Genomic DNA, 22,879 nt, shown 5'->3' on the forward strand with positions numbered 1-22,879 from the left:
AACGGCGCTAGGCTTGCGTGACCGGATCCGGAGAGGGGTGCGCTGGCCGACCATGGCGGAGAAACTCGGCGAATATCGCCGTAAGCGCAAACCGGGACGGACCCCCGAACCCATTCCGGATCGCGATGGGGCAACCGGATCCGACGATCTCTTCGTCATCCAGGAACACCACGCGAGCAGCCTGCACTGGGATGTCCGTCTGGAACGGGACGGGGTGCTGGTCTCCTGGGCGGTGCCGAAAGGCCTGCCGATGTCGCCTGATCTCGAACGACTCGCGGTGCACACCGAAGACCACCCGATGGAATATCTCACCTTCGAGGGCGAGATCCCGGCAGGCGAATACGGCGGCGGCCGCATGACGATCTGGGACACCGGCCGATACGAGACACTGCACTTCAACGACCACAAGGTCGAGGTCGTCTTCCACGGAACCCGGGCGCGCGGGAAGTACCTGTTCCTCAATGTGAAGAAGGACGGGAACGATCGCGGCTGGCTGCTCAAACGGCTCGACCCGGCCGATCCCGGCCGAACGGAACTTCCCCCTTTCCTCGCCCCCATGCTGACCAAGCCCGGACGTCTCCCCTCGACCGGCGAAGACGCGGAATGGGCCTATGAATTCGACTGGTCCGGGCGGCGCACCTTGATCCGGGTGTCCGGCGGCCGGATCACCGCCTACGACGATTCGGGCGACGACGTGACCGGGCTGTACCCCGAGTTCCGCGGGCTGGGCGAGCAACTGGGTGCCACGGAAGCCTTTCTCGATGGGGAAATCGTCGTCTTCGACGGCGGGAAGCCGAGCGCGGAAGGGCTCGGGCACCGGGCGCGTGCCACGAAGGCGTCCGCGAAACGGCTCACGTCCCGGTATCCGGCGTTCTACCTGGTGACCGATCTGCTGCATCTGGACGGCCGGTCCTGCCTCGAATCGCCCTACCTCGAGCGGCGGGATCTCCTCGACGGGCTCGGCCTCGCCGGACCGCATTGGCAGGTCCCCCGCCACTACGTCGGAGACGGCGGCGCGGTCGCACGGGCCGCCCGCGAACACGGGCTCGCCGGGATCATCGCGAAACGCGCCGGCTCCGCGTACCACCCGGGAAGGCGTACCGGCGACTGGCTTTCCATCACCGGCACGAGGGTCCAGCAGGTGATACTGGGCGGGTGGCGGCCAGGTGGCGGCAGCCGCGCGGGCACGTTCAGTTCGTTGCTGCTCGGCGTCCCGCATGAAGACGGCTTGCGGTACATCGGAAACGTCGGCGTCGGATTCGCGGGCGACGAACTGGAAGAGCTTTCACGGCGGCTGTTCCGCCTGGAGCGCAAGACGTCCCCGTTCCACTCCGTACCGGAAAAACAGGCACGGGACGCACGCTGGTCGCGGCCGACCATCGTCGGCGAGGTCGTCTTCGGCGGCTGGACGGACGCGGGCTGCCTGCGCAATCCACGCTGGCGCGGCCTGCTGCCGGACGTCTCCGCCGACGAGGTCGAGTTCGACGGCTGAGCACGCGCTCGGTCAAGCGGACCGGCGGTCACGGGCGATCATCACGATCCCCGCGACGACGACCAGCGCGCCCGCGACGATGTTGCCCACGATCCCCGCCGTCGTCGGCGGCGTGACCTGCTCGTCCGACGTCGGGATCGCGAACGGCGAGATCGCCGCCCACAACCCGAGTACCGGAAGCACCCACGAAAGCGGCTGGAACCTCGTCGAAGACAGCGTGCGACCGGCGGCGAGCAGCGCCAGGGCGAGTCCGGCGACCGTGTTGCTGACCGCGAGGTCCGCGGCCCCGCCGAAACCCATGATCCAAGGCGCCACGATCAGGTAGAGCCCGGCCAGCAGGATCAACCCGGCTTCGGGGTGGGTCTTCGGCCGCGCCCCGGCCACCGGACCAGTGGTGGCGTTCATACGATCAACCCCTTTCCCACAGTGGGTACCCCGGTCGGGGGAGAGCTCAACATCCACTGCGTCGAAAGGGTGAACGAGACCGGCCTAGTGCAGGACTTCCTCGACGTCTCGGCGGACGTCGAGGTCGGCGCCGACCCCGCTGATGTCCAAGATGCGCGACACCAGCGTGGTCTTCACGATCACCGAGAACCGCGGCGACACGGCATTGGCCTCTTCGAGGGCGTGCAATCCGGCGCAACTGAGGAAACCAACGCCCGACAGGTCCAGGATCACCCGCTTCGCCGAGACGCAGGCACCGCTGAGTTCGGTGCGGAACCGGCCGACCGTGGCCGCGTCGATCTCCCCCACCGCGGTGAGGACGAGGACACCGTCCGGACGGCGGCTGCTGGTCACGGCCAAGGGAGGCGGGTCGCCGGGAACACGCTTGCCAGGCAACATTGGGGGCGCCTCTCTCCAGACCACCAAGTGCCATCGACGGTACTCGGCGGCGGCGCGAGGTCAAGACGGGCTAGCTCATTTGAGCCATTTCGGGCGAGAACCTTTACGTACACCTTGCCATTGCTCGGCGAAACGGCGGTGCGCGGCTTCGGCCGTGGCCAGCGAACGGCCATGCAGGAGGCCGTACGTGAAAGCGTTCTCGCTTTCGGCGTAGGCGCGGAGTCCGAGCAGTCGCAGGACGTCCCGGGTGACGACCACGTCATGATGCGTACCCAGCGTGCTTTGCACCGCCTTGACGTTCCTCCGCCATTTTCGAAGTTTCTTGCCGGTCACCGGCCGCACGGTGTCCGCGGCGTACCGGGCGCGCTTGGCCTTCTTGCGCACCTCGTGCAGCGCGGCGTCCTTCTCGGCGCCGGGCTCCAGGTCGGCGGCCGCCGCGACGGCCTTGCGTAGTTTCCGGTCCGTGCGCGCCACTGCCTTGCGGAGTTCTTTCTTGCCATCCTTGATCTTCCGCGGTTTCGCGGCGAGCTTCTCCAGTGCCCGCAACAGATCCAGGTACCGCTTGCTGTCGAGCGCCCGGATGGCCCGCGCCTGCGCCTCTTGGGCCTCACGCCCGAAGTGCCGCGTCATCAACTGCTCGACGTTGCCGAGAACCAGTTCCGGCGGGAGCGCCTTGACCTCTTCGTGCAGGCGTTCGGCCATCACCTCGTTGTCCCGCGCCGGCCCGAGTTCCCCACCGAGCCAGCGCAGTTCGGCGGCGAGCCCGTTCGCGACGTCGGCATCGAGGGAACGCCGGAACGTCCGCAGCGCGCTTCGCAGCCGCCTGCTCGCGACCCGCATCTGATGGACCGCGTCCTCGACGTCCCGGCGAACCCCGATGTCGTTGCGGCGCAACGCGTCCAGTTGTTCGGAGAGGTAGTCCGCCAGCACCGAACCGGACGATCCCCCTGCCGAAGGGACAAGCTCGTCGGTCAGTCGCCGAAGCTTCGACGGCCACCTCGACCGCTCCGCACCCGCCTTCACCACAGCCCGGTCCAGACTGTCGAGTACCGCGGGATCGGCGCCGGGCGAAAGCTCGATCTCGATCTCCCGCCAGCGGTCGAGGTGCGCCTTCTCGCCACCCGCCTCGCCGGTGACGACGTCGTCGGTCAGTGTCGCGAGTTCACGACCGTCCGCGTCGAGCAAGGCGTACGACGTGCGCTCGGTGCGCAGATGAGCGGCCTGGACGAGTTTGGCGCCGAGGGTGTGCCCGCGAACCAGTTTCGCCAGCGCGCCGGGCACCTTGTCCGGCTTGCCCGACAGCGGGAGACGCAGTTCCTCGCGCCTGTCCTCGCTGACCGGGAGTTTGAGGTGCCAGCCCTCGTCGCTTCCGCCCAGCCTGCGCCGCAACGTGATACCCGCCTGCGCGAGCCGGAAGTCCGCGGTGTCGAAGTACGTGGCGTCGAGGACGTCCACCCTCGGTTCGGCCTGCTCCGTGACGGGCCCGGCCGGGACCAGGGGCGGGATGGGCCGATCGGCCGCCAGGTCGTACTTCCGCTCGATCTCCGCCTCGGCGACCGGGGCACCACCCTGAGTCTTCGCCACCACGAACTCCTTCTCCTCGGCTACCTGGAAGGATTACCCCCGGAAGAGCTGCCGGGAAACCCCGATCGGGTCATTCCTCCATCCGGTCGTACCGGTCCGCCCACTCGGCGAGCAGTTGACGTGACTTCTCCTCGGTCAGGCTATCGCTTTCCAGCCGCGCAACAAGAGAATAGTACGCTTCGACCGCCACCCGGTCGTCGATGAACACTCCGGCCGCATAAGAATCCGTGTACACCACCGCGGGATGCTCGGTGAATTCCATGATGGTGAACGAATTCTCGATTGTTCTGCTCACTTCGTTAGTTTCGGGCACGACGCGAATGGAACAATAAGGCAGATTCGCCGACAGGACGAGATGCAGCAGTTGCTCGTGCATGATCCGCGGGCCGCCGATGACCGAACGCAGCGCACGCTCGTGGACGTAAAACCGACACCGCGGCGGACGGTCCCGCTGGAGCAGCTTCTGCCGGTCCATCCTGGCATTCACGATCTGGTCCAGTCGCGCCTGGCCGCGGTTGCCGATCAGCTCGTAGGTGGTGCGGGCGTACGGCTCGGTCTGCAGCAGCCCGGGTAGCGTCAGTGACTCGTAGCGCACCAGGGTGTGCGCGAGATTCTCTTGTATCATCAGGGATTTCACCGGGTCGACGAGTTCGTCGAAGTACGGCCGCACCCAGTAGAGGTCGTTGCCCGGCTGCGTGAGTTCCAGCAGCAGATCGCGCTCGGGTTCCGCCTCGCCGCAGGTCGCGAGATACAGCGCCGCGTCGACCACGGACAGCTCCCGCAGCCCTTGTTCCCACCTCGTGACCTTGCTCTGCAACCAGCCGTTACGGCGGCTGACGTCGGCTCCGCTGAAGTGCCTGCGCTGCCGGAACGCCTTCATGCGGTGGCCCAGTTCCCGGGTCCGCGCCGTCGAATCCTTCTCAACCATGCGGGCCAAAGTAGAGCCGAACTCCGGCCGCACAGTCACTGCCACGCGGTAATTCACCTCAACTGCTGATAACTTGCGCTCGCGCATTCCTGCGAAGCGCCGCTTCGCGGGCGAAGCGCCTTCGCGCGCGAAGGGTTCTTAACGTTTATAGCGCACGAAAGGAATAAGGGCGAGACTCGGGAAAGGGGAATTGTTGCGGAGGCGGCATCGCGGGCGGGTCGCGAGCGGCGACGAAGCCCTTCGCCGCGTCTGGCGCACTGGTTCGGGGTCGTGAAGGGCGATTCGGGTTCTCTGCAGGGGTAGGCCAAACGTGGCGTGCCCGCGGCGCGGGTCCGGGCTGACTGACGAAGGCCGGGCCGCGACCCTGGTCGTGAGTCTGGTCGTGAGTCTGGTCGTGAGTGACAAGGAGCGTTCTAGCCAAGGGGGTTTTAGGTACCTACGGCGGGCGGCCGTCACGAGCCTCAGCAGCACCACCAGTCACAACGGCTGCGCGTGAAGGCCCCCTTCCCTCGGCTCAGCCGAGGAAACTCGACCTTCACGCCTTCCCCAGTACATGATGGCGCCCTTGAGGACCGTACATATAGACGTCAATCGGACACCGAGTGGCCGACAACTATCCCTTGTGGACAATCATCAGGTAGCGAAGGCCTCCTTGAGGGGCTCGCATTTGCTTACCCACTGGGGTGGGGCTTGGGCGGGTTGCCGGGGCGGTCCGGGTGGGGAAGATTCCGGACGTTGAGCGTCCGGAATCTTCCCCACCCGGTCGCCGGTCCACCGGTCGTGATCAAGGGGCGAGACCAGGCGACGATGCCCGCGGAACCACCCTCGTCCAGGTCAGGCCCAAGCCCGGTCCGTGAAGGCCTCCTTCACTACCTTCAGGGTAGGCAAGGGGACCTTCACGGCAGCCAGCCGATGACGCCACTTTGCCTCACCCCTCAATAGGCCGGCATCGCCACTCACGACCCACTCGCGGGCAAGCGCACCGGAACCACGCCATGAATGAAACCTGTTTGAAGCTTTTCCGGCTATCAACCACAGAACTTGCGTCAAAGTCTCAACCGATACATCAACGATACGCTTGAACCCCATGAGTCAAGACATTCGAGACTTCGTGACCCCCTCGTGCGATCTGCTCGGCCTGGGCGAGCCGGCGCACGCGATCCCTGTCTTCGCGAAGATCCGCAACGAGCTGTTCGCGCAGCTCGTCGACCGAGGCTTCCGCTCCATCGCCCTCGAAACCGACCGTGTGGCCGCCCTCACCGCGAACGACTTCGTCCAAGACGGCACCGGGACGCTCGACCTTGCGATGAGCGAAGGCTTCAGTCACGACTTCGGCGCCCTGCAAGCGAATCGGCGGCTGATCGCGTGGTTGCGCGAGTACAACGAGAACCGCCCGCCCGAGGAACGCCTGTCGTTCCACGGTTTCGACACGCAGACGGAGATCTTCTCGGCGCCCAGCCCGCGGCGGTACCTCGAATACGCCGCCGGCTACCTCGGCTCGTCTCAGGACATCGCGAGTGTGGCGGGCGACGACGAACGCTGGAGCCGTACGGAAGCGGTGATGGATCCGGCCGGGTCACCGGGTGCGACGGCGGAGGCGTACCGGTTGCGCGCGATCGCGTCGGATCTCCTGACCGCACTGCGCGCCCGTGAGCCGGACGCCGGATGGTCCCGCGCCGAACTCCACCTCATGGCGGGTATCGATCTGCTGCGGTATCACCGGCAGTGCGCCGAACCTCTCGACCAGGGCGAGCGATATCAGCGCCTCTCCGCCGTCAGGGACGCGATCATGGCCCGGAACCTCTTGGACATCCGCGCCGCCGAGGCCGGTCGTGGCGCGACGATGGTGTTCGCGCACAACCTCCACCTCCGGCGCACCGGGACCGAGGCCGCCGGTGGGCTGGTTTCGCCGCTGCTCGGCGATCGGTACACCTTCGTCGCGACCAGCCTCGGCCGCAGCGAGGCCATGGGGCTTCAGGCTCCCGAGGCCGACACCTACGAAGGGTTCCTGCAGAAGCACGTCACCACCGGCTGGGGGCTGCTCCCGGCCGCCGAGGTCCCGCCCGCTCGCGTCCGGGCCGATACCACTCCGCGGCAGGGCTACTTCCCGCTCGACCAAGCACTACTCGACGACGCCGACGTGATCCTGCACGTCGACGCCTAGGCGTCGAACCGGGTGACGCCTCCTGCCCTCGGAAGGCGTCACCCGGCCACGAGCACGCGCCGTCACCCCCAGTCCCGCGAATCCGGGACGGCGCGAAGTCCGCTCACCCGGACTCGAGTCAACAGACCGGCGCCATAACTTCGCCAAACGCGGAGGCCGCCGCTCCCCTTCCGGGTTATCCCGGCATCGCCCCGAAGCGGATCTTCGTCAAGGCTTCACGAGCCCGTTCCCGCTGCCGCCCGTCCCGGTCGACGGCGGAAAGATCGCGGAGCGCGCGCAGTTCCCACACCGGGAATCCCAGTTGCCGGAAGAGCCCAGCCGCGGTGCGGAGTCCTTCGGCGGCTTCGGTCGCGACACCTTCGTCCGCCCGCAGACGGCCGAGGCTGAGCAAGGCATATCCGCCGCCCCGGCGGTCACCGAGCGCGCGGAACGTGTTCATCGCGAGGCCGAGATGCTCCTCCGCCCGGTCCGCTTCACCTGCCAGACGCAGGGATTCGCCGAAACTCCGATGCGTGTAGGCGGCCGCGTGCCGATGGCCGACATGCTCGAAAAGCTCCAGCGACCGCGAAAGACACCGTTCGCTCTCCCCCGCGTCCCCCGCCTTCGCGTGGAGATCACCAAGACTGCGCAGCACGTGCGCCTCCCAGTGACGTTCACCCGAGCTTCGAGTACCGGTCAGCGCACTCGTCAGCAGATCACCGGCTTCGTCGAGGCGACCGTTCCGGCGCAGGACGTCGGCGTAGCGTTTGGCGGATCGGTCGTGCTGCCGCCCGTCCTCGCAATGGAGCGAAAGCAGCAGGCTCGCCTCGAAACACTCCTTCGCCCGCCCGAAGTCACCGAGGTCGTCCCAAACCGAGCCGAACTGGGCCGACGCCATCGCCTGCCCGGCGAGGTCACCGCAGTCCCGGTACAGGTCCAGGGCCTCACGCAACGCGTCGACCGCTGAGCGGGGACGGCCGGAGTCCGCGTCGACGTCGGCGAGCGCGACGAGTGCGGCCCCGGTGCCCCGCGGATCCTCGGCGGACCGGAATCTGGCCTCGGCCAACGCGAAACACGTCCGCGCCCGTGCCAAATCACCCGCGTTCGCGTGGGAATGGCCGAGCTTCAGCAGTTTTTCCGCCTCCGCGGGGAGATCGAGGCGTTCGCGCACGATGTCGAAGCCGAGCAAGGCCAGTGAACCGCCGTGCCGGGGGCCGACGAGATCGCTGTGGGCGTCGGCCAGCCGCGCCGCCAGCTCGGTCCAGCCATGGCCGCTCGCGGTACGGGCGGCGAGGGCGAGGTTCTCGATTTCGGCCTCGCGCCAGCCGATCGGGTCGGCCGCGACGCGGTCCAGCGCCGCCGCGGGCGCGTCCATCCGGCGGACAGGTGAGTATTCGGCGCCGAGCGCGGCGGTCGCGTGTTCGGCCAATGCCGCAGTGACCGTCAACGCGCGTTTGAGGGCGTCGGGATCCGGCGGTTCCCGAAGCGCGAGACGGGTCAGGCCCGGCAGCCGGTACCGGAGGAAGCCCGCCTGATCGGGTGCGGCATGGAGCAGGTGATCGTCCACCAGTTCGTCGAGCAGCTCGGCCGCCTCGCGGGAGGAACAGCCCAGCAGGGCGGTCGCGAACCAGTCGGCGATCTCGACGGCGCCGGGAAAACCGAGCAACCGCAAGGAATTCCGCTGCCGTGGCGACAGCTCCGCGAGGGCTTCGGTGAGCACCGGACGGACGGCGAGGTCACCGGCGGCGAGTTCGTCGAGGCGCAGGCGCTCGTTTTCCAGCCGGGTCGCGAACTCGGCGATACTCAGCCTCGGTCGCCGCAGCAGCTTCATTCCCGCCGCGCGCACCGCCAGCGCGAGCCCGTCGCAGCCGGCCAGCAGCCGTCGGACGGCGTCGGGTTCGGCCGACGGCCTGCCCTCCCCGATGATCGCGCCGAGCAGCACCCGCGATTCCGCGTAGGACAGCGCACCGACCTCGATCGGCCGGGCACCGACGAGCCCGGCCAGCCGTCGCCGGGTCGTGACGATCGTGGCGCAGCCGGGACCGGTCGGCAGCAAGGGCCGCACCTCGGCCTCGGACCGCGCGTTCTCGAGGATCACCAGCAGCCGTCGGTCCGCGGTATGGCTTTGCCACAGGGAGATCAGCCCCGCCCGATCCGGCGGGAGTTCCGTTTCCGCGAGGCCGAGAGCGTGGAGGAACCCGGTGAGCACGTCGCCGGTCTCGCGGAGGTCGGCGACGAGCTGCCCGTCCGGGAACCGTTTGCGCACCCGCCACGCGGCATGGACGGCCAGCGCGCTCTTCCCCGCGCCCGCCGCGCCGTGCAGCACCACCGGCGCCGGACCGCGCAGCGCGCGGCCCAGCTCAGCCAGCTCACCCGCCCGGCCGGTGAAATCCGGGACCGACGGCGGCAGGCGGCACGGCGGGCCGCCTGCCGACCAGCCGGTTCCGGCGATCCGCCGGTGGACCGCGAGGAGGTCTTCTCCAGGCGAAACGCCGGCGTGCTCCCAGAGCGCGTGACGGCACCGGTCAAGGACGGCGAGCGCGGCGTCCCGGCGACCGAGCCCGTGCAGTGCCTCGGCCAGCCATCCGGCGAGGCGCTCGTCACCCGGCCGGTCGGCCAGTTCCGGCCCGAGCCGGTCGGCGACTGCCTTGTGGTCACCGGCCGCCAGGTCCAGCTCCACGAGCTTGCCGAGTACCGAGCATCGCCGGTCCTCCAGCCACAGTTTGTGCGCCTCCAGCAGCGGACCGGCCGGGACGTCGGCGAACGCCCGGCCGCGCCACAGCCCCAGTGCCCGGTCGAGCAGCGCCCTGCGCTCGTCACCGGCCGCCGTCGCGGCCGCCGCGGTCAGGCCGGTGAAACCGGCGACGTCCAGTTCCCCTTCCGACACGGTCAGCCGGTAGCCACCCCGGCCCGATCGCAGCCGCTGCCGGGCGTCGTCCACCGCCAATCCGGGCGACAACGCCTTGCGCAGCTTGGAAACCGCCATCTGCACGACGGCGGCGGCACTCGACGGCGGCCCCTGCGGCCAGAGTTCGTCCACGAGGGTGTCCCGGTGGACGAACTCGTTCGGCCTTGCCAAGAGCACCCCGAGCACCAGCCGGGGCTGAGCCGCCGATGGCAGCGGGACCGAGGCCCTGAGCGGGCCGAGCACCTTGAACTCCACGAAGCACCTATCACCGGACGGGTGGGCAGAATCTAACCCGGCGGGGTCGCCGATTTACCGCTTCTCACCCGGATGGCCGCCCCTTCACTTCCCGGTGTGCGCGAGCAGCCTGTCCCGCAAGGCGGGCTCGTCCGCGAGAGCGTCGTTCAAGGTGTGCTCCAGCAACGGCTTGAGATCCCCGTACGGCCGTTTCGACCAGTCGAGCGCGCCGAGCGGCGGCTCCGGGTCGTACTCGATGACGAACTGGATCGTCCGCGCGATCTCGGCGCCGACGAGCCGCTCGACCAGGTGCAGCGCGAGGTCGATCCCCGCCGACACCCCGGCGGCGGTGATCACGTTCCCGTCCTCGACCCAGCGTTCGGCGACCGGCTCGGCCCCGAACGCACGCAGCAGGTCCCGGAACATCCAATGCGTCGTGGCCTTGCGGCCTTCCAGCAGACCCGCCTGCCCCAGTACCAGCGAGCCCGTGCACACCGAGGTGACCAGTTCCGCGTTCGCGGCGGCACCGCGCACGTAGTCGATCAGCTTTTCGTCGGCGAGTGCCTTCAGCGTCGGCGCGGCGCCGCCGGGTACGAGGAGGGCGTATGGCGACGGGACCTCGTCGTAGGTGTGGGTCGCCACGAGCTTCAGCGGGTTGTCGGTGACGACCGGGTCCTTCGTCTCGCCGACCACGACCGTCCGGTACTCCTGCCCCGTGCTCGCCATACCGTCCAGCACGGTCAGCGGCCCGACCATGTCGAGAGGGGTCATCCCCGGGTACACGACGAACGCGATGGTCTTCTTGTCCTCTGTCATGGGGCAACGGTGTCGCAGCCGGAGAACCGGCGTGAGCCCGATGTCCGGATTCCTGCGAACTACGTCCTACGGCCGGGTGAGGCTGCTAGCGTTCGATCATGCCGGGTTCACCCAGACGAGTGTTGATCGTCGGTTTTACCCACGCCGAACTGCTCGATATCGCCGGTCCGTCGGACGTCTTGGACGCCGCGACGAAACTCGGCGGGCGGCCGGGGTACGAGATCATGCTCGCCAGCGTCGACGGACGCGGCATCCGCTGCGAATCCGGACTGACCCTGCAGGCACAGCACCGTCTCGACCAGGTGACCGGCGATCTCGACACGCTGATCGTCGCGGGCGGCACCGGTCACGAGGCGGCCGCCGCCGACCCGCGGATCGTCTCCCACATCCGCAGGCTCGCGCAGCGCAGCCGTCGCGTCGCCTCGGTGTGCACCGGCGCCACGGTGCTGGCCGCGTGCGGGTTGCTCAACGGGCGCCGCGCGACCACCCATTGGCGGTACGCGAACCGGCTCGCCACGAACTATCCGCAGGTGAACGTGGACCCGGTTCCGTTGTACGTGCGCGACGGCAACGTCTACACGGCGGCGGGCGTCACCAGCGGGATCGATCTGACCCTCGCCTTCGTCGAGGAGGATCACGGGCCCAGCCTCGCCAGGGAGACCGCCCGCATGCTGGTCACCTACCTGCAGCGGCCGGGCAATCAGGCACAGGTGAGCATGTTCCTGTCCGGTCCGCCGCCGGAGAACCGGCTGGTCCGCGACATCACCGCGTACGTCGCCGAACACCTCGCCGGTGATCTCAGCACCACCGTGCTCGCCGAACGGGCAGGCATCAGCACCCGCCAGCTGACCAGGCTGTTCGACGCGCATCTGAGTACCACGCCCAGCAGGTACGTCCGGGCGGCGAGGACCGAGAACGCGGCGAAACTGTTGTGCGGCACCGAACTCCCGCTCACCTCGATCGCGAGGCGGTGCGGTTTCGGCTCCACCGAGACGCTTCGCCAGGCCTTCCTCGACCACTTCGACACTCCCCCGTCCGCCTACCGGCGGGTCCATCTGCGGCAGGCCTTCGGCTAGGGCCGACGCGCGGCGGCGGATGCGGGCTGTGCAGGATGTGCGGGTGAACCGCCGCGACATCTCCGACGACGACACCGGCCCGATTCGCCGGGTTACGGACACCCCGTCCGATCGTCCGCCCGGAACGTCCCGTTCGCCGCGCCGGACCCCGCCCGAAGGCGTCCGGCGCCCGCGTCCCCCGGCCGAACGGCCGCGACAGGGCGAACCGGGCAGACGTCGCGCCCCCGAACCGAAACCCGAACCGAAACCCGCGCCGGTCGGGCACGGGCACTCGCACGGCCACGGACCGGCGGCGCCCGCGTCGCGCCGCGTCCGGCTGCTGCTGATGTGGCTGCTGATCCCGCTCGCCGTCGCGACCGTCGCCGGGATGGTCCTGCTCTACCCGTGGGGCAAGGATCCGGCGAAAAGCGCCTTCCCGCAGGGAACGCCGGTGAACGCCACGATCACCGCGACGATCACCGGTCCGTGTCTCGCCGAAGGCCAGGTCCAGGTCGGCGAGCCCTCGCCGGACGCGAAACCGTGCCTCACCAGCGAATTGACGATGACCGACGGTCCCGGCGCCGGGAAGCCGCTGAAGCTGACCCTCCCGATCGAGCCGAGCACGCCGAGGTTCGCCGCGGGCGACAAGGTGGTGCTGTCCTACAACGGCGGTGACGCCGCGAATCCGGCGTCGTTCCAGATCGTCGACTTCCAGCGCGGCACGCCGTTGCTTCTGCTCGCCGGACTGTTCGCGCTCGCGGTGATCGTGCTCGGCCGCTGGCAGGGGCTCGCCGCGCTGATCGCGCTGGGACTGAGCTTCCTGGTGCTGGCCCTGTTCGTACTGCCCTCGATCCTCGCCGGGGAAAGTCCGCTGCTGGTGGCGATCGCGGGCGCGGGGGCGATCATGTTCGTCGCGCTGTACCTGACACACGGGTTGTCCGCGAGAACCTCGGTGGCGGTGCTGGGCACCTTGGTGAGCCTGATCCTGATCGGCGTCCTGTCGGCGATCTTCTCGGCCGCGGCCTCGCTGACCGGACTGGACGACAGCACGTCGCAGCTGATCGGCTCGCTCGGGCACGGGATCGACGCGCGGGGCCTGCTGCTGGCCGGTGTCGTGATCGGCGCGCTCGGCGTACTCGATGATGTCACGGTGACGCAGACGAGCGCGGTGTGGGAGCTGCGGCGGGCGAACCCGTCGCTCGGCTGGCGCGAGCTCTACGGCGCGGGCCTGCGGATCGGGCGTGACCACGTCGGTTCGGCGGTCAACACGCTCGTGATGGCGTACGCGGGCGCGGCGTTGCCGGTGCTGCTGTACACGTCGCTTTCGGGCGTGGGACTCGGCTCGATCCTCGGGGCGGAGGACATCGCACAGGAGATCGTGCGGACACTGGCCGGGAGCGTCGGCATCGTCGCGGCGGTACCGGTCACCACCGTGCTGGCCGCGCTGATCGCCTCGCGGGAGCCTCAAGAGTCCCTGTAGTCACAAGCGCCCCAAAGCGCGAGCCCGCCACGCGATCACGGGCCGGAGTCGGGTACGAAGAGGCCGCACCCGAGGTTCGCCGCGTGATCGGAGGGGCCATGTTCGACGCCGTGTTCGCCGTCCCGAGACAGCTGAGCGCCGTCGCGCGGCGCGTCCTCGTCTCGACGCTGGAAGCCGCCGAGGCGATCCCCAAGATCGCCGTCGCGCTCGACGACGTGCGAGCGACGCTCAAGCACTCCGAGCGGCTGGCGACCTTCGCCGCGGGCGAGCTGCCGGAGATCGTGTATCAGCTGGAGGAGATCAAGGCACGCTTGGAAAAGCTGGAGACCCGCGCTTAGGCCTACGCCTTCGCTCTGCCCGCCACCCGGCGAACAGACCGCCCACGACCACTCACGAGGCTGGACGATTTCCGCCGCCTTCACTCCAACGTCGCCACGAACCTGCTGACGGCTTCCATCGTGAATCGCTGGATGTACTTGCCCGCGGGTGCCGCCGAAGCCAGCCGGTAGAGCGGCCGCTCCGCCGCCGCGTCCCCGCGCGCCTCCGATTTCAGCTGTGCCACCAGCAGTTCCGAGAACACCAGGCCGTTCGCGTCCGTGTTGTTCAGCAGCGCGTTCGCCAGCCTGCGCAGTTGCAGCACGCCGAGTTCCCGGCCGCCCGCACCGGAGTAGACCGCGAGGTCGACCTTCGCCACCTTGCGGCGTTTGCCCGCGTTGACCAGCAGGCTGACCGTCCGGGTACCGCGTACGTCGCTGATCACCAGGTCGATGCGTTCGGCCTCGGGCAGCGCGATCCGCCGCAGGCCCCAGGTCCGCACGACGAGCGTGTCGCCTTCGAGCCAGACACGGCGGCGCAGGTTGTAGAACATGACGTAGAGCAGCGGCAGCGCGATGACCCCGGCGACGACGAGCCCGGCGACCTCGCCGCCGATCAGCCCGGCGATCCCGCCGAACGCGGCCGCGAAGATCACGACACCGGCGATGCCGGAGCAGCCGCGACGGCGGCGGAGCTTGGGGTCGTCGTGGAACAACGGAAGACGCTCGGGCGTCTCCGGCACACCTGCCCGTTCGGCCATCTCGCTCACGATCCCGTCCCGGCCAGGAACGGGTTGCCCGCGCGCTCCTGCCCGATCGTGGTGGCCGGGCCGTGCCCCGGCAGGACGACGGTGTCGTCGGGCAGCGTCATCACCTTCGCACCGAGGGACCGCACGAGTTCGTCGCCGTCGCCGGAGGAGCGCCCGATCGAACCGGCGAACAGGCTGTCGCCGGTGAGCACGATCCGGCCGCCCTCGGCGGAGGACAGCCCGAAGATCACCGAACCGGCGGTGTGGCCCGGCGTACGGGACACCGTGATCTCCAGTCCGGCCAGCCTGAGCGGGCCCTCGACGAGTGGCACGATCCCGTCCTTCCCTTCCCCGGCGTCCGCGGCCAAGAGTGGCCTGTCCGCCTCATGCAGATACAGCGGTATTCCATGCCGCGCGCCGACCTCGGCCGCCGAAGCGACGTGATCCGGGTGGCCGTGGGTGGCGAGCATCGCGACCGGCGTAAGCCCATGTGCGGACAGCGCGGCCTCAAGCGGCTCGCCGATGTCCTCGCCGGGATCGACGAGCACGCACTCCCCGCCGCCCTCCGGGGCGAGCAGATAGCAGTTGGCTTCGAGGGGGCCGGCCGGGAATCCGACAACCAGCACGAAACGCCTCCTCGATTCTTCCGCCGAACAGGTGACAGGATGGCCCTGATCACGATCAAGTAAGCCTAGCGGCCCCTGTACGGGGGTCTCACAGGCTGTGCCCATAGACTTCCCCCACCTCAGACGTGTGAACATCGAGTGGAAACCGGGAGGGCGGGTGCCGACCAACCAGCAGCGCCGCGAAGCCGCGAAGCGCAAGCTCGAGCGACAGATCGTGCGACGGGCCGAAAAGGCCAAGCGGCGCAAGATCGTCGGCTCGGTGGCGGTCGTCGGCGTCGTCGCGATCGTGGCGGGCGCGGTGTGGTGGATCGTCAGCAGTAACAGTGGTGACGACGCCGCCTCCGACGCTTCCCCGAGCTCGGCTCCTCCGACCCCCGAGGTCACCATCCCCACGGAACGCGCGCCGATGCCCAAGCGGGCGACGCCGCTGGCGAACCCGGTGACGTGTGACTTCAAGGACGACGCCACCAAGAAGGCGTCGAAGCAGGTGAACAAGCCCGAAGGCAAGGACGTCTCGTCGAACGGCACCGTCAACCTCGTGCTGAAGAGCACCGCGGGCGACATTCCGCTGACGTTGGACCGGGCGCTCGCGCCGTGTGCCGTCCAGAGCTTCATCAGCCTCTCGCAGCAGGGCTACTTCAACGACACCAAGTGCCACCGGCTCGGCACCACCGGTCTGCAGATGCTGCAGTGCGGTGACCCCGAGGCCAGCGGCATGGGCGGTCCGGGCTACACGATGCCGGACGAGGCGTTCCCCGAGATCAAGTACGGCCGCGGCATCCTCGCGATGGCGAAGACACAGCAGCCGAACTCCGGCGGCAGCCAGTTCTTCATGGTCTACGGCGAAGCCGAACTGCCCGCGGAGTACTCGGTCTTCGGCAGCATCTCCGACGAGGGGCTGAAGGTGCTCGACAAGGTCGCCAAGGCGGGCGCCAACGCCCAGGCCGGCAACGGCGACGGCACCGGCCCGCCCAACACCGAGGTCAAGTTCACCGGCGTCACGGTCAACGCCTGACGTGAAGCTGGAGCTCAACGGCGCGCCCGCCAGGTCGGAAGACCTGGCGGGCGCCTTCGGCTACGGTCATTTCACCGCGATGCAGGTCCGCGACGGCAAGGTCCGCGGCCTGGACGCCCACCTGGACCGGCTCGTGACGAGCACGCGGCGGATGTTCGCGAGCGAACTCGACACCGAAGCCGTGCGTGGGTACGTCCGGCAGGCCGTCCGAGGTGAAGACGCGCTGTCCGTGCGGGTGCTGATCTTCTCCCGCGCGATGGACTGGTCCGATCCCGGCGCGCCCGCCACCCCGGACGTCCTGGTCCGGACAGGGCCGCCGAAAGAGCACGACCTGACGCCGTTGCGCCTGCGGTCCGTGCGCTACGAACGGGTGCTGCCGGAGGTCAAGCACGTCGGCACGTTCGGCCTTCTCCACCACACGCGCGAGGCGAGGTTGGCGGGTTACGACGACGCGTTGTTCGTCGATCACCAGGGCCGGGTCAGCGAGGCGTCGATCTGGAACGTCGGTTTCCTCGACGGCGGCACGGTGGTCTGGCCGCAGGCGCCGGTACTCGACGGCATCACCCAGCAGCTGGTGCGGCGCGGGTTGGAGCGCTCCGGGGTCCCGCAGGAGACCCGCGAGGTCCGGCCCGCCGACCTGCGCGGATTCGACGCCATGTTCCTGACCAATTCGGAGTCGGTCGGCTGGCCGGTGGCCTCGGTGGACGAGGTCGCGCTGCCGTTCGCGCCGGAAGCACGCCGGATCCTGACCGAGGCGTACGAGAGCAATCCCTGGGACGAAATCTGACCCGAGTACGGGGTCCAGGCACGCGAGTTCCGTGTTTGAGCACGCGAGTTACGCCTTCGCTCTGCCCGCCCCTCGGCGGACAGGCCGCCCGCACTCACGACACCGGAGACGTCAGCGGTAGGTGAACTTCGGCGGCCGCCGCGCGAGGAACGCGGCCACGCCCTCGGCGTAGTCCTCGCCGTGCAAGGCTCCCAGCCGGATCTCGTCCACCTCGGCGTCGGATTCCTCTTGTCCCGCGACGATCTTCTCGATGATCCGGTTCATCCCGCGCACCGATGCCTGCGAACGCGAAGCCAGCGTCTCGACGAACTTCATCGTCGACGCCTCCAGCTCCCCGGCGGGAAAGACGTCGTTGAGCAGCCCGATCTCCCGAGCCCGCCGCGCGTCGACGAGTTCGCCCGAGAGCAGGAAGTACTTCGCGTTCGCCGGTCCGACCAGGGAGACCAGCTGCCGCGTCGAGTCGAAGTGGTAGACGATGCCGAGCTTCGCCGGCGTGATGCCGAACCGCGAACCCTCCGCGGCGAAGCGGAAGTCGCAAGCGACCGAGATCTGGCAGCCGCCGCCGATGCAGTTCCCCTTGATCATCGCCACCGTCGGCTTCCGCGACGCCGTCAGTGCCGCCACGGCCCCGTCGACGGCCTTGTCGTAGGTCTCGGCCGCGTCGGCCGTGGAACGCAGGTCTCGGAACTCGCTGATATCCGCGCCCGCCGAGAAATGCGCGCCCGCGCCGGTCAGTACGAGCACCTTGATCCCCGGGTCCGCCTCCACCCGCGCCACCACGTCCGGGATGGCCGACCACATCCCGTAGGTGATCGCGTTCATCTTCTCCGGCCTGGTGAACGTCAGCCGGGCGACCTCACCGTCGCGCGTGAATTCGAACCCTTCAGTCATGTTCCGCACCCTAGTGCGCGTCCCCGCCGGTACTCGCCGAACGTGAACAAGACCCCAAAAGGCGGCTTTCAACGCCGTCCCGCTGTGGTTTTCTGGTCGTCCAACGAGCCAGGGGGAAACTCGATGGCGAAACGCGTGTTCGGAATTCTCGCGGTCACTCTGCTCACTTCGGCCTTGCTGAGCGGACAGTCGACGGCCGCGCCCGCAGGTATCCAACCCGACCCGCTGCTGATGTTCCCTTCGCATTTCGGGACCGTCGACTGGGCGGCCGTCACCCGCGACAGGGCGGCGAAGACCACTACGCGCTCGCAGGTGTCCGCTCAGAACCCGCTCCCGTACGCGGAAAAGGAGCAGGCCGGGACCAGCGGCGCCAACGACTCCCCCGCCACCGCCGAACACATCGCGGGTTTCGGGACGCAGCGCTCGAAGAACCCCAAGGTGCGGCTGACCGGCGACCTCAAACCCGACGCCTCGATCCCCACCCTTCCCCCGGCCGCCGAACCGAATGACGCTCTCGGTCTCGCGAGCGATACCGGCGTCGGCGCCGATCGCCGGGCCGTCCGTACCAGCGGCGTCATCGGTGACGGACCGTACGGCGGTGCCGGTGACGGCACGGGTGACTTCGACTTCTACCGGCTGAGCGCGGCGGCGACCCCGGTCGCGTTCTCGGCGCGGACCCGGACGCCGACCGGCGACCTCGACACGTTCCTCGCGCTGTTCGACGGGGACGGCAACGTGTGGGCCGTCAACGACAACGCGAGCGGCTCCAGTGACTCCGCGCTCGCCTTCACCATCCCGCCGGGCCGGGAGTACTTCCTCATGGTGGGTTCAGGTCCCTTCGGCGTGCCTGGTGATCCCAAGAAACCGGGTACCGGCAGCGGTGTCCAGACCGAGGGCCCGTACGACCTGACGATCACCAGCGGCAAGAGCGGCGGCGACCTCGATTACTACTCGTTCGACCTGCGTGCCGGAGACGTGCTGGGCGCGTCGGTGGCAGGCGGCGGGACGCGGCTCGCGGTGATCGACCCCGCCGGGCGGGAAGTGTTCGGCTCCTCGCAGGACTTCACCTCCATTTTCGCCACCGCCTCACCGATGCCCGGCGGCGGCAACGCCGTCGTGGACTTCGTGGCACCGAAGGACGGCCGCTACCGCCTCGGTGTCGAAGCGGGCGAAGGCGCGTACGACATCAAACTCGAAGCGTTCCGGCCCGGCACGGAAACCGCCCCGCGCGGCAGCGTGCACACGATCTTCCTCGACTTCGACGGCGCCAGGGTCAACACCGCGATCTACGGTTCGGGCGGCGGGATCCGCGACCTCTCCCCGCTGTCCGCCTTCCTGCCGCGGTGGGGGCTCGCCGCGGGCGACGAACGCGCGCTCATCGACGCGATCGTCGCGACGGTCAAGGAGAACCTCGAACGGGATCTGATCGCCAAGGGCACCAACCCCAGGTTCGCGCTGCGTGTGCTCAACAGCCGGGACCACGCCGATCCGTGGGGGCAGCCGAATGTCAGCCGGGTCGTGGTGGGCGGCACCACCCTGGAGTCCGGTATCCAGACCATCGGCATCGCGCAGTCCATCGACGCCGGCAACTTCGGCAAGGAGGAGACCGCGCTGGTCCTGCTCGACGAGATCAGCCGTCCCGCCGGACCGGCATGGTCACTCAACACCTATCTCGGGCCGGGCAGCGACAAGATCGCGTTCCTCGGCCGGGCGGTCGGCAACGTGACCAGCCACGAAGCCGGGCACATGTCGGGAAGCTGGCACACGAACCTCGCCAACGACGTCCCCGGCATCATGGACCCCGGCGGGAATCCGGCCGCGATGTTCGCGGTCGGTCCCGACGGCCGCGGCGGCACGGCCGATGACCCGGACCTCGACCTGGTCGAGGAGGAGATCAGCCCGGCCGAAGGCTTCACCGGGATCGAGGACACCCTCAACCGCAGTGCGTGGGCCTTCGTCCGCGGGACCGGCTAGGCCAATACGGTCTAGGAAGCCGAAGTCACCCGGTAGACGTCGTAGACGCCCTCGACCCCTCGGACCACCTTCAACACGTGACCGAGGTGCTTCGGGTCGCCCATCTCGAAGGAGAACCGGCTGACCGCGACCCGGTCACGCGAGGTCGTCACCGACGCGGACAGGATGTTGACCTTCTCGTCCGCGAGGACCTTGGTGACGTCCGAAAGCAGGCGGTGCCTGTCCAGCGCCTCGACCTGGATCGCGACGAGGAACACCGACGAGGCCGACGGCGCCCACTCGACCTCCACCAGCCGCTCGGGCTGTGCTGTCAGGTCGTCGGCGTTGGTGCAGTCGGTCCGGTGGACGCTGACCCCGCCGCCACGGGTGACGAAACCGAGGATCTCGTCACCCGGCACGGGCGTGCAGCAGCGGGCCAACTTGGCCCAGACGTCGCTGGCGCCCTTCACCACGACGCCGACGTCGTTCGACCCGCGGCGGCGGGTGACCGTGGACGGGGTCGCGCGCTCGGCGAGCTCCTCCTCCGCCTCGTCGACCCCGCCGATAAGGGCGACCAGTCGCTGCACGACGTGCTTCGCGCTGGTGTGGCCCTCGCCGACGGCCGCGTACAGGGAGCTGATGTCGGGATGCCGGAGTTCGGTGGCGACCGCGCCCATCGAGTCGGCGGAGACCAGCCGCTGGATCGGGAGACCGACCTTGCGGACCTCCTTGGTGATGGCCTCCTTGCCGCCTTCGATCGCCTCGTCGCGGCGTTCCTTGGCGAACCACTGCCGGATCTTCGCGCGCGCCTTGGGCGAACCGGCGAACTGGAGCCAGTCCCGGCTCGGGCCCGCCGTCTCGGCCTTCGAGGTGAAGATCTCGATGACCTCGCCGTTCTCCAGCTTGCGCTCGAGCGCGACGAGCCTGCCGTTGACGCGGGCGCCGATGCAGCGGTGCCCGACCTCCGTGTGCACGGCGTAGGCGAAGTCGACCGGGGTCGAATCGACCGGCAGCGTGATCACGTCACCCTTGGGCGTGAACACGAAGATCTCGCGCGACGCGAGTTCATAACGCAGCGATTCGAGGAAGTCACCAGGATCCGCGGCTTCCCGCTGCCAGTCGAGGAGCTGGCGCATCCACGCCATCTCGTCGACGTCCACCGCGTTCCCGTTGTGGGTGCCCTTGGTCTCCTTGTACCGCCAGTGCGCGGCGATGCCGTACTCGGCGGTGCGGTGCATCTCGTAGGTGCGGATCTGGACTTCCAGCGGTTTGCCGTCCGGTCCGATCACCGTGGTGTGCAACGACTGGTACACGCCGAACCGCGGCTGCGCGATGTAGTCCTTGAACCGGCCGGGGACCGGCTGCCACAGCGCGTGGACGACACCCATCGCGGCGTAGCAGTCGCGGACGTCTTCGACCAGGATCCGCACGCCGACCAGGTCGTGGATGTCGTCGAGGTCGCGCCCTCGGACGATCATCTTCTGGTGGATCGAGTAGTAGTGCTTCGGCCGTCCTTCGACCTTCGCGGTGATCCGCGAACCCTCCAGGTTGCTGGTCAGCTCGGTGATCACCGACCGCAGATACGTGTCACGCGAAGGCGCGCGATCGGCGACCAGCCGGACGATCTCGTCGTACTTCTTCGGCTGCAGGATGGCGAAGGCCAGATCCTCCAGCTCCCACTTGACCGTCGCCATGCCGAGCCGGTGCGCCAGCGGGGCGAGGACCTCCAGGGTCTCGCGCGCCTTGCGGGCCTGCTTCTCCGGCGGCAGGAAGCGCATCGTGCGCATGTTGTGGAGCCGGTCGGACAGCTTGATGACCAGCACGCGCGGGTCACGCGCCATCGCGATGACCATCTTGCGGATGGTCTCGGCCTCGGCCGCCGTGCCGAGCTTGACCTTGTCCAGCTTGGTGACGCCGTCGACCAGCTCACCGACCTTCTCCCCGAAGTCGGCCTTCAGGCTCTCCAGCGAGTAGCCGGTGTCCTCGACGGTGTCGTGCAGCAGTGCCGCGACCAGCGTCGTGGTGTCCATGCCGAGTTCGGCGAGGATCGTCGCGACCGCGAGCGGATGCGTGATGTACGGGTCGCCGGACTTGCGCCGCTGATCGCGGTGAAGCTCCTCGGCGACGTCGTAAGCGCGCTGTAGCAGCGCGAGGTCGGCGTTGGGGTGCAGCTCGCGGTGGATGACGGCGAGCGGTTCGAGTACCTGCTTGACCGGCGCGGCGCGCTGTGCGGTGATCCGGCGGGCGAGGCGGGCACGGACCCGGCGCGTCGCGGAGGGCGTGGGCGCGGCCCCCTGTCGCGACACACCGTTCTGCTCGGTGCCGTCCTTCGAGGACACCGCGGCATCGAGCTCTTGGCTCACCCGCACCTCCTGCGCTTCGTGCGGCCTTCGGACATCAAGAGTAGCCGCTCCCCCTCGCGGCCCACTTGGTACGCCCGGTCAACACACCCGGAGGGCCTCCACATGACGCCCTTCAAGCACGGAACGACCACCGAGCCCGGCGAGTTCCATGACCACCGACACGCCGGTGACCTGCGCTTTCGCCTCTTCCAGCAGTTTGCAGGTGGCCGCGACGGTGCCACCGGTGGCGAGCACGTCGTCGAGGATCGCGACACGCTGCCCGGGTTCGACGATGCCTTCGGGCAACTCGACGGTCGCCGTGCCGTACTCCAGCGCGTAATCGACCCGGCCCGCCACCCGGGGCAGCTTGCCGGGCTTCCGAATCAGCGCCACGCCGAGTCCACGGGAGTAGCCGACCGCGGCGGCCAGCAGGAAACCGCGTGCTTCGACGCCCGCCAGCAGGTCGATGTCGGGGCCGACGGTGGCCGCCAGCGCGTCGGTGACGGCCTTGAAGCCGTCGGCGTCGGCGAACAACGGGCTCAGGTCCCGGAACAGCACGCCGGGTTCCGGGAAGTCCGGCACCTCGGCGATCAGGTCGAGTGCCTTGCCCAGCTCCATGTACTTCCCTGCTCTCGTGTCGTGCGTCCGGGCTCCTCTGAACGCTAGGAAAGGTCCTTTCATTGCAGAATTTGCAATGAAAGGACCTTTCCTAGCGGCGG

Annotated in this window: 19 protein-coding genes; 8 read left to right on the forward strand and 11 right to left on the reverse strand. The window is 68.9% G+C overall.

All coding sequences use genetic code 11. The features are described 5' to 3' along the window. The first annotated feature begins 37 nt into the window (after positions 1 to 37). Positions 38 to 1,492, forward strand: a complete 1,455-nt coding sequence (locus tag ACZ5ZX_RS18120) for a DNA polymerase ligase N-terminal domain-containing protein (protein WP_465503148.1) — start codon at positions 38 to 40, stop codon at positions 1,490 to 1,492. A gap of 12 nt (positions 1,493 to 1,504) precedes the next feature. Here the strand turns inward: ACZ5ZX_RS18120 and ACZ5ZX_RS18125 are convergent, their stop codons facing one another. From ACZ5ZX_RS18125 to ACZ5ZX_RS18140, 4 genes are all read right to left on the reverse strand, one after another. After that, positions 1,505 to 1,897 (reverse strand): SPW repeat protein, encoded by a 393-nt coding sequence (locus ACZ5ZX_RS18125; RefSeq protein WP_465503149.1) that lies wholly within the window; start codon positions 1,895 to 1,897, stop codon positions 1,505 to 1,507. Positions 1,898 to 1,981: 84 nt separating this feature from the next. After that, positions 1,982 to 2,335, reverse strand: coding sequence for an STAS domain-containing protein (locus ACZ5ZX_RS18130; RefSeq protein ID WP_465503150.1), 354 nt, complete (start codon positions 2,333 to 2,335; stop codon positions 1,982 to 1,984). 75 nt (positions 2,336 to 2,410) lie between these two features. Next, complete coding sequence (locus tag ACZ5ZX_RS18135) at positions 2,411 to 3,919, reverse strand: CYTH and CHAD domain-containing protein (protein WP_465503151.1); 1,509 nt, start codon at positions 3,917 to 3,919, stop codon at positions 2,411 to 2,413. Between the two features lie 70 nt (positions 3,920 to 3,989). Then, complete coding sequence (locus ACZ5ZX_RS18140) at positions 3,990 to 4,847, reverse strand: helix-turn-helix domain-containing protein (RefSeq protein WP_465503389.1); 858 nt, start codon at positions 4,845 to 4,847, stop codon at positions 3,990 to 3,992. A gap of 1,087 nt (positions 4,848 to 5,934) precedes the next feature. On the opposite strand from ACZ5ZX_RS18140, the gene ACZ5ZX_RS18145 reads away from it, so the two are divergent. Then, positions 5,935 to 7,011 (forward strand): erythromycin esterase family protein, encoded by a 1,077-nt coding sequence (locus ACZ5ZX_RS18145; RefSeq protein ID WP_465503152.1) that lies wholly within the window; start codon positions 5,935 to 5,937, stop codon positions 7,009 to 7,011. Positions 7,012 to 7,186: 175 nt separating this feature from the next. Here the strand turns inward: ACZ5ZX_RS18145 and ACZ5ZX_RS18150 are convergent, their stop codons facing one another. Both ACZ5ZX_RS18150 and ACZ5ZX_RS18155 read right to left on the reverse strand, forming a co-directional pair. Further along, on the reverse strand, positions 7,187 to 10,153 hold the full coding sequence (locus tag ACZ5ZX_RS18150; RefSeq protein WP_465503153.1) for an AfsR/SARP family transcriptional regulator: 2,967 nt from the start codon (positions 10,151 to 10,153) through the stop codon (positions 7,187 to 7,189). Positions 10,154 to 10,237: 84 nt separating this feature from the next. Beyond that, the gene (locus ACZ5ZX_RS18155) at positions 10,238 to 10,948 is read right to left on the reverse strand and encodes a DJ-1/PfpI family protein (RefSeq protein ID WP_465503154.1); all 711 of its coding nucleotides are present in this window, start codon (positions 10,946 to 10,948) and stop codon (positions 10,238 to 10,240) included. Positions 10,949 to 11,046: 98 nt separating this feature from the next. Here ACZ5ZX_RS18155 and ACZ5ZX_RS18160 point away from each other — a divergent pair, with 98 nt between their 5' ends. From ACZ5ZX_RS18160 to ACZ5ZX_RS18170, 3 genes are all read left to right on the forward strand, one after another. Then, positions 11,047 to 12,024, forward strand: coding sequence for a GlxA family transcriptional regulator (locus ACZ5ZX_RS18160; protein WP_465503155.1), 978 nt, complete (start codon positions 11,047 to 11,049; stop codon positions 12,022 to 12,024). A gap of 43 nt (positions 12,025 to 12,067) precedes the next feature. Continuing rightward, positions 12,068 to 13,483, forward strand: coding sequence for a YibE/F family protein (locus ACZ5ZX_RS18165; RefSeq protein ID WP_465503156.1), 1,416 nt, complete (start codon positions 12,068 to 12,070; stop codon positions 13,481 to 13,483). Between the two features lie 83 nt (positions 13,484 to 13,566). Beyond that, positions 13,567 to 13,821, forward strand: coding sequence for a hypothetical protein (locus tag ACZ5ZX_RS18170; protein WP_465503157.1), 255 nt, complete (start codon positions 13,567 to 13,569; stop codon positions 13,819 to 13,821). An 80-nt stretch (positions 13,822 to 13,901) separates the two neighbouring features. Here the strand turns inward: ACZ5ZX_RS18170 and ACZ5ZX_RS18175 are convergent, their stop codons facing one another. Further along, complete coding sequence (locus tag ACZ5ZX_RS18175) at positions 13,902 to 14,558, reverse strand: hypothetical protein (RefSeq protein WP_465503390.1); 657 nt, start codon at positions 14,556 to 14,558, stop codon at positions 13,902 to 13,904. Between the two features lie 5 nt (positions 14,559 to 14,563). Beyond that, positions 14,564 to 15,172 carry an MBL fold metallo-hydrolase gene (locus tag ACZ5ZX_RS18180; RefSeq protein ID WP_465503158.1) on the reverse strand — a complete coding sequence of 203 codons (609 nt, stop codon included), beginning with the start codon at positions 15,170 to 15,172 and terminating at the stop codon, positions 14,564 to 14,566. Positions 15,173 to 15,329: 157 nt separating this feature from the next. On the opposite strand from ACZ5ZX_RS18180, the gene ACZ5ZX_RS18185 reads away from it, so the two are divergent. Beyond that, positions 15,330 to 16,187: a peptidylprolyl isomerase gene (locus ACZ5ZX_RS18185; protein WP_465503159.1), complete on the forward strand. Its 858-nt coding sequence runs from the start codon at positions 15,330 to 15,332 to the stop codon at positions 16,185 to 16,187. A gap of 1 nt (position 16,188) precedes the next feature. Next, on the forward strand, positions 16,189 to 16,974 hold the full coding sequence (locus tag ACZ5ZX_RS18190) for an aminotransferase class IV family protein (protein ID WP_465503160.1): 786 nt from the start codon (positions 16,189 to 16,191) through the stop codon (positions 16,972 to 16,974). A 111-nt stretch (positions 16,975 to 17,085) separates the two neighbouring features. Here ACZ5ZX_RS18190 and ACZ5ZX_RS18195 read toward each other — a convergent pair whose 3' ends face one another. Then, complete coding sequence (locus tag ACZ5ZX_RS18195) at positions 17,086 to 17,865, reverse strand: enoyl-CoA hydratase/isomerase family protein (protein WP_465503161.1); 780 nt, start codon at positions 17,863 to 17,865, stop codon at positions 17,086 to 17,088. Between the two features lie 123 nt (positions 17,866 to 17,988). Between ACZ5ZX_RS18195 and ACZ5ZX_RS18200 the strand changes: the two genes are divergently transcribed. Beyond that, positions 17,989 to 19,839 (forward strand): PPC domain-containing protein, encoded by a 1,851-nt coding sequence (locus ACZ5ZX_RS18200; RefSeq protein ID WP_465503162.1) that lies wholly within the window; start codon positions 17,989 to 17,991, stop codon positions 19,837 to 19,839. Between the two features lie 11 nt (positions 19,840 to 19,850). Here ACZ5ZX_RS18200 and ACZ5ZX_RS18205 read toward each other — a convergent pair whose 3' ends face one another. Both ACZ5ZX_RS18205 and ACZ5ZX_RS18210 read right to left on the reverse strand, forming a co-directional pair. Beyond that, entirely contained in the window at positions 19,851 to 22,181 is a 2,331-nt protein-coding gene (locus ACZ5ZX_RS18205; protein WP_061982870.1) for a RelA/SpoT family protein, read from the reverse strand. Between the two features lie 78 nt (positions 22,182 to 22,259). Beyond that, positions 22,260 to 22,778, reverse strand: a complete 519-nt coding sequence (locus ACZ5ZX_RS18210; RefSeq protein WP_465503163.1) for an adenine phosphoribosyltransferase — start codon at positions 22,776 to 22,778, stop codon at positions 22,260 to 22,262. Positions 22,779 to 22,879 lie beyond the last annotated feature (101 nt).

The organism is Amycolatopsis sp. NPDC033938 (assembly GCF_055575975.1).

Excerpts from the sequence above, each read along its gene's own strand:
- ACZ5ZX_RS18125 (WP_465503149.1), bottom strand. The coding sequence starts at position 1,897 with ATGAACGCCACCACTGGTCCGGTGGCCGGGGCGCGGCCGAAGACCCAC.
- ACZ5ZX_RS18130 (WP_465503150.1), bottom strand. The coding sequence starts at position 2,335 with ATGTTGCCTGGCAAGCGTGTTCCCGGCGACCCGCCTCCCTTGGCCGTG.
- ACZ5ZX_RS18140 (WP_465503389.1), bottom strand. The coding sequence starts at position 4,847 with ATGGTTGAGAAGGATTCGACGGCGCGGACCCGGGAACTGGGCCACCGC.
- ACZ5ZX_RS18145 (WP_465503152.1), top strand. The coding sequence starts at position 5,935 with ATGAGTCAAGACATTCGAGACTTCGTGACCCCCTCGTGCGATCTGCTC.
- ACZ5ZX_RS18155 (WP_465503154.1), bottom strand. The coding sequence starts at position 10,948 with ATGACAGAGGACAAGAAGACCATCGCGTTCGTCGTGTACCCGGGGATG.
- ACZ5ZX_RS18160 (WP_465503155.1), top strand. The coding sequence starts at position 11,047 with ATGCCGGGTTCACCCAGACGAGTGTTGATCGTCGGTTTTACCCACGCC.
- ACZ5ZX_RS18175 (WP_465503390.1), bottom strand. The coding sequence starts at position 14,558 with ATGGCCGAACGGGCAGGTGTGCCGGAGACGCCCGAGCGTCTTCCGTTG.
- ACZ5ZX_RS18195 (WP_465503161.1), bottom strand. The coding sequence starts at position 17,865 with ATGACTGAAGGGTTCGAATTCACGCGCGACGGTGAGGTCGCCCGGCTG.
- ACZ5ZX_RS18200 (WP_465503162.1), top strand. The coding sequence starts at position 17,989 with ATGGCGAAACGCGTGTTCGGAATTCTCGCGGTCACTCTGCTCACTTCG.
- ACZ5ZX_RS18210 (WP_465503163.1), bottom strand. The coding sequence starts at position 22,778 with ATGGAGCTGGGCAAGGCACTCGACCTGATCGCCGAGGTGCCGGACTTC.